Here is an 11,253-nt window from a genome sequence, read left to right on the forward strand (position 1 = left end):
CGGCTTCCATGCCCACGCCCATCGTCGCCACGAACGACTTCGTGGTGAAGTTCGCCAACGTCAACGGCTCGGGTTCCGCGAGCGCCAACCAGCTCTTCGCCAAGTCAATCCTGCGCATGGGCGTGCCCATCGCGTCGCGCAACATCTTCCCCTCCAACATCCAGGGCCTGCCGACCTGGTTCGAGGTGCGGGTGTCCGGCGCCGGGCATCTCGGCCGGCGCGGCGGCGTCGACCTGATGGTCGCGATGAACCCGCAGACCTGGGACCGCGACGTCGCGGAGATCGAGCCGGGCGGATACCTGTTCTACGACAGCACGCGCCTCTTGCCGGCGTCGCGGCTGCGCAGCGACGTCACGGTGATTGGCGTGCCGCTGACCGCGATGTGCAACGAGGCGTATTCCGACCCGCGGCAGCGCCAGCTCTTCAAGAACATCATCTATCTCGGCGCGCTGTCCGCGCTGCTCGACATGGACCCCGAGGCGCCGGCGCAGCTCATCCGCGAGCAGTTCAAGGGCAAGGAGAAGCTGATCCAGCCGAACCTCGACGCGCTGAAGATGGGGCGCGACTGGGCGCAGGCGAACCTGGCGTGCCCGATCGGGCTGACTCTGAAGCAATCGGACGCCGTGGGCGACCGCATCTTCACCGACGGCAACGGCGCCGCGGCGCTCGGCGCGGTCTATGGCGGGGCCACGGTCTGCGCCTGGTATCCCATCACGCCCTCGACCTCGCTGGCCGAGGCCTTCGAGAGGCGGGCGAAGCAGTTCCGCACGAACCCCGACGGCACCAGGCGCTACGCGATCGTCCAGGCCGAGGACGAGCTGGCCTCGATCGGCATGGTGATCGGTGCGGGCTGGAACGGCGCGCGCGCCTTCACCGCGACCTCCGGCCCCGGCATCTCGCTGATGTCGGAGTTCGTGGGGCTGGCCTATTTCGCCGAGATCCCCGCGGTGATCTTCGACGTGCAGCGCGCGGGCCCGTCCACCGGCATGCCGACGCGCACGCAGCAATCCGACGTGCTGGCGGCGGCCTATGCCAGCCATGGCGACACCAAGCATGTCCTGCTTCTGCCGCAGGATCCGCATGAGTGCTTCACCATGAGCGCCGACGCCTTCGACCTGGCGGACCGGCTGCAGACGCCGGTCTTCGTCATGCTCGATCTCGACATCGGCATGAACGACTGGCTCTGCGAGCCTTTCAAGTGGGACGACAGCCGCCGGATGGACCGCGGCAAGGTCATGACCGCCGAAGAGCTCGAGGCCGGCAAGACCTTTGGCCGCTACCTCGACGTCGATGGCGATGGCATCCCCTTCCGCACCTGGCCCGGCACGCACCCCACCAAGGGCAGCTACTTCACCCGCGGCACGTCGCGCGACCGCTTCGCGCGCTACACCGAGGAAGGCCCAGCCTATGTCGACAACATGCAGCGCCTGCTGCGCAAGTTCGACACCGCGAAGACACTGGTGCCGCATCCCGTCGAGACTCGCGCGAAGCAGCCGACGCCCTATGGCGTGATCTTCTACGGCTCGACCTCCGCCGCGATGCGGGAGGCGCTGGAGGCGCTGGAGGCCGAGGGCATCCACGTGGATGCGTTACGGGTGCGCGCCTTCCCCTTCCACGACGACGTCGTGGATTTCGTGAAGCGCCACGAGCGCGCGTTCCTCGTCGAGCAGAACCGCGACGCACAGCTGCGCACGCTGCTGGTGAACGAGGGCAACCTCGATCCCGGCCGCATCGTGCCGGTGCTGCACTATGACGGCACGCCGATCACCGCGCGCTTCATCCGAGCCGCCATCGCCGACCGCGTGTCGGGCCTCAACGTAGTCCCGCTGGTGCGGGCCGGAGCCGCCGAATGACCTTCCTTCCAAAGCCCAAGCTGCATCACCCCCTGCTTGCCACGAACGAGCTCGGCCTGACGCGCCGCGACTACGAAGGCGCGATCTCCACGCTCTGCGCGGGATGCGGGCATGACTCGATCAGCGCCGCTATCATCCAGGCCTGCTTCGAGCTGGATTTCCCGCCGCACCGCATCGCGAAGCTGTCGGGGATCGGCTGCTCGTCGAAGACGCCGACCTACTTTCTCGGCGCGGCGCATGGCTTCAATTCCGTCCATGGCCGCATGCCGTCCGTGCTGACAGGTGCGAACCTCGCGAACCGGGACCTCATCTATCTCGGCGTCTCCGGCGACGGCGACAGCGCCTCGATCGGCTTCGGCCAGTTCGGGCATTCCATCCGCCGCGGCGTCAACATGACCTACATCGTCGAGAACAACGGCGTGTACGGCCTGACCAAGGGCCAGTTCTCCGCGACCTCGGACAAGGGATCGAAGGCCAAGAAGGGCACGATCAACACCGACGAGCCCATCGACATGGTCGCCATGGCGCTGCAGCTCGGCGCGACCTTCGTCGGCCGCAGTTTCTCCGGCGACAAGACGCAGCTCGTTCCCCTGATCAAGGCGGCGCTGCTGCATCCCGGCGCGGCCTTCATCGACTGCATCAGCCCCTGCGTCGCCTTCAACAACCATGACGGCTCGACCAAGAGCTTCGACTTCGTGCGTGCCCACAACGAGGCCGTGAACCGGCTCGACGTCATCCTCGGCCGCGAGGCGATCGAGGCGGATTACGCCCCGGGCAGCACGGTGGAGGTCACGCAGCACGACGGCACGGTGCTGCGCCTGCGCAAGCTGCACGAGGACCACGATCCCACCGACCGCGTCTCCGCCATGAACTACCTGCAGGAACGCAAGGCCGAGGGCGAGATCGTGACCGGCCTGATCTTCGTCGACCCCGATCCGTCCGACCTGCACGAGCATCTCGGCACCATGGCGGGGCCGCTGAACATGCTCGGCGACGCCGATCTCTGCCCCGGCAGCGCGGCGCTCGACAAGGTCAACGCGGCGCTGCGCTGATCAATCCGCGAACTGGCCGGCCGCCTCGATCAGCGGCCGCCAGCGCGTGATCTCCGCCCGCCAGAAGGCCTGCGCGCCGTCCGGCGTCGTGCGCTCCCCGCTCGCGGGACCGCTGCCGAGGTCGCCCATGCGACGCAACACGTTCTCGTCTCGCAGCGCCGCCAGCAGCGCGCGGTTCAGCCGATCCACCACCGGCCGCGGCGTGCCCGCCGGCGCGAACAGCATATTCCAGCCCGACATCCGCATCGCCGGCAGCCCGGCCTCCGCCGTCGTCGGCACATCCGGCAGCGCCGTCGCCCGCGCCTCGGTCGTGATGGCATAGGCGCGGATCGACCCCGCCCTGATCTGCTCGGCGTTGTTGGTGGTCTGGTCGCAGCCCATGTCGAGTGTCCCCGACATCAGGTCGTTCATCACCAGCGCATTGCCGCGATAGGGCACCAGCGTCACCGGCGTGCCGATCGACGACACCAGCAGCAGGCTGCAGAGATGGCTCGTCGATCCGACCCCGGCATTGCCGAGGTTGAGCGCGCGACCGTCCCGCCGCACGACGCCGACCAACTCCGCCAGCGTCGTCGCGGGGAAGTTGCGGCGCGCGATGATCGCCATCGGCACCTCGTTCACCAGGCCGACCGCGTCCATCGCCAGCGGGTCGAAGGATAGGCGCCGGTACAGCGTCGGAATCGTCGCCTGCGCCAGGCTGCCGAACAGGATCGTGTGCCCATCGGGCCTGGCCTGCGCGACGCGCGCCTGGCCGATCGACCCGCCGGCGCCGCCGACATTCTCCACCACCACGGGCTGGCCGAGATCGGCGCCGAGGCTCGGCGCGATCAGCCGCGCGATCACGTCTGCGGGCCCACCGGGCGCGAAGCCCACCACCATGCTGACCGGGCGGGTGGGAAAGCCCTGCGCCGTGGCGCCGCCGGCGACGCCGACGGCCAGCAGCACGGCCATCATCAACACACGAACCACGCATCCCTCCCCGGCGGTTCGCGTCAGCTTCGCAGCATCCGACGCGCCGAGGAAGCGGGTGGTCAGTTCGCCAGCGGGTCCGGCCGCATCTGGATGCGGAAGGCGCGGGGCTGTTCGCCGCGGCCGGTCTCGCTGTGGAAGGGCGCGCGCGTGCCGGTCGTGGTCCAGAGCCCCCTGCCCCGCCAGCCCGCATTCGGATCGTCGATGCGTCCATCCACGTTCTTGGTGAAGAAGCCCAGGGGATAGGGGATGCGGAGCTGGTGCAGCCTTCCGTTCACCAGCACGGTCAGGGACTCGCTGCCATTGGTGCTGGCGATCGGCACGTCGTTTCCGAGGCCGAGCGTGTTGAAGCGGTCCACCCAGATGTAATAGGCATGGTCGGCGCTGCCCTGGGGATCCACGCCATCGAATTGCGGACCGGGGAAGCGGTACAGGGTCCAGCCCTCGTAGCACTGCTCGCCGGTCGCGGCATTCGGTCCGGTCAGCGGCGCGCGGCATTTCGAGCGGTCGAAGCTCGCCATGTGGCCGCTGGCCAGCGTCGTCCACACCACGCCGCGGCTGTCCACGTCGATGCCGCGCGGTGAATAGGCGCCGGCGGGCGGGCGGAAGATCTCGGTCAGGCCCGTATTGGCGGGATCGGCGCCCGGGATGAAGCGGATGAGGTAGCCGGGCTGCGTGCCGCCGGCGAAGCCCGCATCCATGGACTGGCCCCAGACCGAGCCGTCGGTCGGGCTCGGCTGCACCGCATACATCCCGGCGATCACGCGCCGCTGCTTCGCGGGATCGAAGGGCTGGTTCGCTTCGGTGTACTCGCCGCGGCGGCCCCAGCCCGGCACGTCGATGATCATCGGCGCCCAGCCCTGGGATGCGCGGGCGTCGCGCGTTTCCAGGTAGCGCCGCGAGTTCAGCCAGCCGATCGCACTGCCCGCCGCCCCGCCCCAGCTCGTCCACAAGGTATGGTCGTCGTCATAGCCGAAATAGAGGTGATGCGTGCTGAAGCAGGTGTCGATCAGGTCGAACTGCCGCGTGCGCGGATCATAGACCGATAGCTGCCTCCCGGATTGGGCGATCGGCGCGACGCGCGCCGACGGATGCTGCGCGCCGTCGCGGCACCAGGCCGGCTGCTCGCCGGGCGGGCGGATCCGCGCTGTGAACCAGACCAGGCCGCGATGGTCGATCATCGGGTTGTGGATCGAGGTCCGGCTGTCCCAGATCGGCTCGTCGCCCCAGAAGGGCGAGGTGCCCAGCGGGTTCTCGGCCGAGGTCGGCGTCTCGGGATGCGCATAGGGATGCCGGACGTCCCAGGTGCGGTTGGTGCGGGGATCGAGCACCGGGACGAGATCCGTCGATTCCTCGGGCGAGCCATAGACGCCGCCATCCGCCGCATGCCGCGTCGGGTCGCGCTTGTCCGCCGAGACCGCGTCATGCTGGTAGTGCGTGGGCGAGGCCCAGTCCCAGAGCGTAACGACCATGTTGCGCTCGAACCCTTCGGGCCGGCGCGGCTGGTCGCTTGGCAGCTCGCCGCGGGCGACGCGGTCGGTCCAGTCCGCAAAAAGCTCCACGCCGCGTTCCGGCCCCAGCCGTGCGATGGAGCCTGCCATCTGGTTCATCGCCTGGCCCGCCTGGATGCGCCGCATCCAGAGCTCGTAGCCGTTCGGGAACTCGCCCAATGCGGGGCTCGGGTGGCGGATGTTGCGCGCGCCGAGCGCGTGGCAGGACTGGCAGGACTGCTTGAGGACGTCGATCCAGCCTTCCTGGCTGCGCAGGTTGGTCGGGATCCCGTTGCCGCCGCGACCGTCGCCGGTGCCGGGAAACTGGTCGGCGCCGGGGATGCGGAGCATCGAGTACCAGTAGACGCCGGGGTAGTATTCCGCCGCCGCGGCCGGCGTCGGCGCCGGTGTGGCGGTCAGCGCCAGGCTCTGCCCCGGGCGCGCTTCCGCGCGCGGCCCATCCACCAGCCCGTAGCCGCGCGCCCAGACGCGGTAGGACGCCGCGGGCAGGTCGGGGATGAGGTAGCGGCCCTGATCGTCGGTGACGACGATCTTGGCGAAGCGGGTCGGCAGGTCGGTGGTCTCGGCGATCACCCATACCCCGGCTTCAGGCCCGCGCGGTCCGCTGACAACGCCGCCGATGTCGGTGGCGCCGATCCGCACCGCCGGGGCCTGGGCGCGGACCGGCGCGGCGGTCATCGCCGCGGCCAGCAGGCCCGTCGCGAGCAGCGTCGCGCGCCATCCCTTGCCCATTCCCGTGTCTCCTCGGCCCGTCTGGTCTCAGGCTAACACCAAGCCGCGCGCTCTTGGTAAGGTCCTGACACGCTGTCGCGCCCCCGCAAGGAACGCCCCAATGACCCCCGCCGTCATCGCCGTTGCCATCACGGGCTCCGTCCCCCGGAAGAAGGACAACCCCGCCGTCCCCGTCACGCCGGCGGAGCAGGTAGAATCGACGCATCAGGCCTTCGAGGCCGGCGCCTCCCTGGTGCACATCCACGTCCGCAATCCCGACGAGAGCCCGTCATCCGACCCAACGCTCTTCGCCCAGGTGCAGGAGGGCGTGATGAAGCACTGCCCGGGGATGATCGTGCAGTTCTCCACCGGCGGCCGCGGCCGCGACCCCGCCAGCCGGGGCAACGCGCTCGACCTCAAGCCGCACATGGCCTCGCTCTCCACGGGGTCTGTCAACTTCCCGACCATCGTCTACGAGAACCCGGCCGCGCTGGTCATGGATCTCGCCACGCGGATGAAGACGCATGGCGTGCGGCCGGAGATCGAGGTCTTCGACCTCTCGCACATCCATGGCGCGCGGCGCCTGGTCGATGCGGGGCTGATGGACGACCGCCCGCATGTGCAGTTCGTGATGGGCGTGAAGAACGCGATGCCGGCCGAGGAGCACCTGCTCGACATCCTGCTGGCGGAGTTGCGGCGCGTGCTGCCCAGGGCGACCTGGACCGCGGCCGGGATCGGCGCGAACCAGGCGCGGGTGATGGATTGGGCGCTGGCGCGTGGGGCGGATGGCGTGCGCACCGGGCTCGAGGACAACATCCGCCTATCGAGGGACCGTCTGGCCGCGAGCAACGCGGAGCTGGTGTCCCTGGCCGCCGAGACCGTCGCGCGCCACGGCCGGCGCCCCGCCAGTCCGGCCGAGGCGCGGGCGATGCTCGGTATCGCCGCCGCGTGAGACGCCGGGCCAAGCCCCGGGACTGAAAGGCTCCCTCGCGCGGCTGTTTTCCGGGCTAATGATGCGGCGCAGCAAACGGCTGCCCTCATCATCCCGGGGAAGCCCATGTCGCCATCCTCGCCCGGGCCGCGCCGATGAGCGTGGCGCCGGCCGGCTCCATCGCCATCGACCTCTCCGATCCCGCGGAGATGATCGAGACGCGCGCCGTTTCCCCCTTCCGCGACGGCGACCTGCTGCGCCGGGATGCGGCGGACTACCTGCTGCGCCGCACGCGGATGCTGCCGCGCGGCGCGCCGGTGCGCATCGTGATCAGCCTGCCCGCCGAGCAGGCCGCGACGCCCGAAGCCGCGCGCATAGCGCCGGCCATATCGGCGCATTTCGCCGCCCTCGTCCGCACCGAGGACAAGGCCATGGCCGACCACATGGCGGATTCCTGGCGCGCCGCGCTGCTCGGCCTGATCGTCTTCGGGCTGTGCCTGGCAATCGCCTGGCGGCTCTACGCCCATCTCGAAGCCTATGGCTTCGCCCGCATCGTGCGGGAAAGCTTCGTCATCCTGGGCTGGGTCGCGATGTGGAAGCCGATTGAAATGCTCGTTCATGAACGCCTGCCCATCGTGCGGCGCCGGCGCCTGTTCCGCCGCATCGCCGACGCCGGGATCACCCTTGAATCGCGCGCATCCAGCGCCACGGAGCCCCGCGCATGAAACGCGACCGCGTACTGGTGGACCTCGCCCTGCAGGGGGGCGGCGCGCATGGCGCCTTCACCTGGGGCGTGGTTGACCGCCTGCTGGAAGAGGAATGGCTGGAGTTCGAGGGCATCTCCGGCACCTCCGCCGGCGCGATGAACGCCGCGGTGATGGCGAGCGGCTATGCGCTGGGCGGACGCGCCGGCGCGCGCCAGGCGATGGAGGATTTCTGGCGTCGCACGTCGCGCGCCGCGACCTTCAGCCCGTTCCAGCGCGGGCCGCTCGACGTGATGCTTGGGCGCTGGACGCTCGACAACTCGCCGTCCTTCCTGCTGATGGACCTTATGGCGCGGGTCGTCTCGCCCTACGACATCCCCGCGATCGGCGGCAATCCTCTGGAGCGCGTGCTGGCCGAGAGCGTCGATTTCGGCGCGCTGGCGAACGGGCCCGTCAAGGTCTTCGTCACCGCGACCAATGTCCGCACCGGCCGCGCGCGCATCTTCCGCAACGCCGACATCTCGGCCCAGGCGCTGCTGGCCTCGGCCTGCCTGCCGCAGCTTTTCCCGGCGGTCGAGATCGACGGCGAGCCCTATTGGGATGGCGGATTCGCGGGCAACCCGACGCTGGTGCCGCTGATCACCGAGCTCGTCTCCGACGACACGATCCTTGTGCCGATCAACCCGATCGAGCGGCCCGGCACGCCGCGCGCCGCGCGCGACATCCTGGACCGGGTGAACGAGATCTCCTTCAACGCGGTCGCGCTGAAGGAACTCAAGATGCTGGCGCTGCTCCGCCGTGTCGCAGATCCCAAAGGCGGTGAAGGCCCGCGCTGGGCGAACATGCGCATGCACATGGTGCGCAACGAGGTCATGGTGGACCTCGGCTACTCCTCCAAGCTGAACGCCGAATGGGCCTTCCTGCGGATGCTGCGCGATGAGGGCCGCAAGGCCGCGGAGGCCTTCCTGGCGAAGGACGGCGACGCCATCGGCAAACGGTCGTCGCTCGACCTCGATGCGCTGATCGAGGGTGTCTGACGTGGGTCTCCTCGGGATCCTTCTCGGCCTCTCGATCCTTGTCTGGCTCGCCTATCGCGGCTGGTCGGTGCTGCTGCTGGCACCCGCCGCGGCCCTGGTCGCGGCGGGCTTCGCGGGTGAACCGCTGCTGGCGCACTGGACCCAGACCTTCATGGGCAGCGGCGCGCGCTTCGTCGCGCAGTTCTTCCCGCTGTTCCTGCTGGGCGCGCTGTTCGGCAAGCTGATGGAGGACAGCGGTTCGGTCGCGGCCATCGCGGACTTCATGACGGAGAAGCTGGGCGCGCAGCGCGCGGTGCTGGCGGTGGTGCTGGCCGGCGCGATCGTGACCTATGGCGGCGTCAGCCTTTTCGTCGCGTATTTCGTGCTCGCGCCGATGGCGACAGCGCTGTTCCGCGCCGCTGACATCCCGCGCCGCCTGATGCCGGCGGCGATCCTGGTCGGATCCTCCACCTTCACCATGTCGGCGCTGCCGGGCACGCCGGCGATCCCTAACACCATCCCGATGCCCTTCTTCGGCACGACACCCTTCGCGGCGCCGGGGCTCGGCGTGCTGGCCTCCGCCGTCATGCTCGGCATCGGGCTATGGTGGCTGGCCCGCCAGGAAGCCGCGGCGCGGCTGCACGGCGAGGGTTTCGGCGATCCGCCGGCGCTGACGGCCGACGCCGCCGTGGACGACCCGCTGGTGCGCGAGCGCGCCGTCGCCTCCCGCGATTTCGACCCCGCCGAGATCCACAATTCCGAGGAAAGCCTCGCCCGGCCCCCGATCCTGGCCGCCGCGCTGCCGCTTGTCGTAGTGGTGCTGGTGAACCTGGCGATGTCGTTCATCGTGCTGCCGCGGATTGACGCGTCCTACCTGGCCGAGGCGCGCTTCGGCGGTACGACCCTGTCCGCGGTCGCCGGCGTCTGGTCGGTGGCGACGGCGCTGGCCGCGGCGATCGCCACGCTGCTGGCGCTGAACGGGTTCCGCATCCCCTCGATCAAGGCGACGATGGATGCCGGCGCCAATGCCGCGGTACTGCCGATCTTCTCGGTGGCGAGCCTGGTCGGCTTCGGCGCCGTGGTCGCGGCCATGCCGGCCTTCGAGGTCGTGCGGGACTGGGTGCTCGGCATCGGCGGTGGCCCCCTCGTCTCGCTGGCCGTCGCGACCAACGTGCTGGCGGCGCTGACGGGCTCGGCCTCGGGCGGGCTCACCATCGCGCTGGACGCGCTGGGACCGACCTACATGGCGATCGCGACGGAGCGCGGGATCGACCCCGGGCTGATGCACCGGATCGCCGTCATCGGCGCCGGCACGCTCGACATCCTGCCGCACAACGGGGCGGTCATCACGCTGCTCGCGGTCTGTGGCTGCACGCATCGCGAGAGCTACGGCGACATCGTCGTGACAGGGATCGTCAGTTCCCTGGCGGCGCTGGTGGTGGTGATCGCCGTCGGCAGCCTGGTCGGCAGCTTCTGAATGCTAGCGCGGCAGCGGGCCGTCGCGCCCCGACAGCAGCTCCGCCACCCAGCGGCTGGCGGGGAATTCCTCGCACAGCACCAGCGCGCCGATCAGCACGGGCACGCCGATGAAGGCGCCCTGGATGCCCCAGAGCAGGCTGCCCAGGAACACCGCGAGCAGCACCATGAAGGGCGAGACCGCCAGCCGCGCGCCGGTCAGCCAGGGCTCGATCGCGCTGCCGCCCACGGATTGCACGACCTGCAGCACGACGAAGACCGTCAGCGCGGCCTGCCATTCCCCGAACTGCAGGATCGCGAAGGTCGTCGGGAACAGCGTCGCGACCAGCGGGCCGATAAAGGGGATGTAGTTCAGCACCAGCGCGATCGCGCCCCATTCCGCCGCAAGCTCGAGCCCGATGACTTTGGCGAAGGCCCAGACCACAAGGCCGGTCAGCATGGACATGATCGTGCGGACCATCATGTAGGTTCGGAACTTGCCGGCACTGCGCCTCGCCGCGCGCAACAGGGCGGCCGGCACGCCCTCGCCCCGGCGTTCCAGCTGGCGGCGCGCCACATCCACCTCCGCCAGGCCGAGCGCGACGAAGACCAGGGTCAGCAGCAGGAAGGTCAGCGTCCCCTGCAGCTGCGCCAGCACGCGCTGCGCGATGCCGACGGCGCGCCGCGGGTCGAAGGTGCCGATCACGCCGGCCACCGGGATGCCGCGCGCCTCCAGCCAGGCGACCTTCTGCTGGTAGAGCAGCGTCAGCTCCGCCGCGTTGGCCACGATCCAGGTGCCGACGCTGCCGAAAGCCCAGAGTATGACGAGCGCGAGGACCGCCAGCGCCCCCAGCGCCAGCGCCGTGGTCGCCAGCAGCGCCACCAGCTTCGGAATGCGCCGCTGCAGCGTCACCTGCACCGGCCAGACCAGGGCGATGGTGAAGATCGCGAATACCACCGGCGCCAGGACCGGCTGCGCCGCCGACAGCGCCGCGGCGACGAGGATCGCCGTGCACAGTCCCAGCATCCAGCGCACGGAAGCGCCCTGCAT

Annotated in this window: 9 protein-coding genes; 6 read left to right on the forward strand and 3 right to left on the reverse strand. The window is 70.0% G+C overall.

Translation table 11 applies throughout. From position 1 onward, the window contains the following. The first annotated feature begins 8 nt into the window (after window positions 1-8). Both ACLF3M_RS13855 and ACLF3M_RS13860 read left to right on the forward strand, forming a co-directional pair. Window positions 9-1,853: a 2-oxoacid:acceptor oxidoreductase subunit alpha gene (locus ACLF3M_RS13855; RefSeq protein ID WP_430657526.1), complete on the forward strand. Its 1,845-nt coding sequence runs from the start codon at window positions 9-11 to the stop codon at window positions 1,851-1,853. Then, the gene (locus tag ACLF3M_RS13860) at window positions 1,850-2,905 is read left to right on the forward strand and encodes a 2-oxoacid:ferredoxin oxidoreductase subunit beta (RefSeq protein ID WP_430657527.1); all 1,056 of its coding nucleotides are present in this window, start codon (window positions 1,850-1,852) and stop codon (window positions 2,903-2,905) included. The genes ACLF3M_RS13855 and ACLF3M_RS13860 overlap by 4 nt, the downstream gene beginning before the upstream one ends. On the opposite strand, the gene ACLF3M_RS13865 is transcribed toward ACLF3M_RS13860, so the two are convergent. Beyond that, entirely contained in the window at window positions 2,906-3,874 is a 969-nt protein-coding gene (locus ACLF3M_RS13865) for a tripartite tricarboxylate transporter substrate-binding protein (RefSeq protein ID WP_430657528.1), read from the reverse strand. It lies immediately after the preceding gene. Between the two features lie 62 nt (window positions 3,875-3,936). After that, window positions 3,937-6,117 carry a carboxypeptidase-like regulatory domain-containing protein gene (locus tag ACLF3M_RS13870; protein ID WP_430657529.1) on the reverse strand — a complete coding sequence of 727 codons (2,181 nt, stop codon included), beginning with the start codon at window positions 6,115-6,117 and terminating at the stop codon, window positions 3,937-3,939. A 100-nt stretch (window positions 6,118-6,217) separates the two neighbouring features. Here ACLF3M_RS13870 and ACLF3M_RS13875 point away from each other — a divergent pair, with 100 nt between their 5' ends. The 4 genes from ACLF3M_RS13875 (at window position 6,218) to ACLF3M_RS13890 (ending at window position 10,224) form a co-directional block, all read left to right on the forward strand. After that, on the forward strand, window positions 6,218-7,048 hold the full coding sequence (locus ACLF3M_RS13875) for a 3-keto-5-aminohexanoate cleavage protein (RefSeq protein WP_430657530.1): 831 nt from the start codon (window positions 6,218-6,220) through the stop codon (window positions 7,046-7,048). A gap of 134 nt (window positions 7,049-7,182) precedes the next feature. Continuing rightward, complete coding sequence (locus ACLF3M_RS13880) at window positions 7,183-7,752, forward strand: hypothetical protein (RefSeq protein ID WP_430657531.1); 570 nt, start codon at window positions 7,183-7,185, stop codon at window positions 7,750-7,752. Then, window positions 7,749-8,768 carry a patatin-like phospholipase family protein gene (locus ACLF3M_RS13885; protein WP_430657532.1) on the forward strand — a complete coding sequence of 340 codons (1,020 nt, stop codon included), beginning with the start codon at window positions 7,749-7,751 and terminating at the stop codon, window positions 8,766-8,768. Before ACLF3M_RS13880 ends, ACLF3M_RS13885 begins: the two co-directional genes overlap by 4 nt. Window position 8,769: 1 nt before the next feature. Next, the gene (locus ACLF3M_RS13890) at window positions 8,770-10,224 is read left to right on the forward strand and encodes a GntP family permease (protein ID WP_430657533.1); all 1,455 of its coding nucleotides are present in this window, start codon (window positions 8,770-8,772) and stop codon (window positions 10,222-10,224) included. Window positions 10,225-10,227: 3 nt separating this feature from the next. Here the strand turns inward: ACLF3M_RS13890 and ACLF3M_RS13895 are convergent, their stop codons facing one another. Next, window positions 10,228-11,253 carry an AI-2E family transporter gene (locus ACLF3M_RS13895; protein ID WP_430657534.1) on the reverse strand — a complete coding sequence of 342 codons (1,026 nt, stop codon included), beginning with the start codon at window positions 11,251-11,253 and terminating at the stop codon, window positions 10,228-10,230.

This window comes from Falsiroseomonas sp. HW251 (genome assembly GCF_050563545.1).
GTDB lineage: Bacteria > Pseudomonadota > Alphaproteobacteria > Acetobacterales > Acetobacteraceae > Falsiroseomonas.

Coding starts and splice junctions, on each gene's coding strand:
- ACLF3M_RS13880 (WP_430657531.1), top strand. CDS start 7,183: ATGAGCGTGGCGCCGGCCGGCTCCATCGCCATCGACCTCTCCGATCCC.
- ACLF3M_RS13895 (WP_430657534.1), bottom strand. CDS start 11,253: ATGCAGGGCGCTTCCGTGCGCTGGATGCTGGGACTGTGCACGGCGATC.
- ACLF3M_RS13885 (WP_430657532.1), top strand. CDS start 7,749: ATGAAACGCGACCGCGTACTGGTGGACCTCGCCCTGCAGGGGGGCGGC.
- ACLF3M_RS13860 (WP_430657527.1), top strand. CDS start 1,850: ATGACCTTCCTTCCAAAGCCCAAGCTGCATCACCCCCTGCTTGCCACG.
- ACLF3M_RS13870 (WP_430657529.1), bottom strand. CDS start 6,117: ATGGGCAAGGGATGGCGCGCGACGCTGCTCGCGACGGGCCTGCTGGCC.
- ACLF3M_RS13875 (WP_430657530.1), top strand. CDS start 6,218: ATGACCCCCGCCGTCATCGCCGTTGCCATCACGGGCTCCGTCCCCCGG.
- ACLF3M_RS13855 (WP_430657526.1), top strand. CDS start 9: ATGCCCACGCCCATCGTCGCCACGAACGACTTCGTGGTGAAGTTCGCC.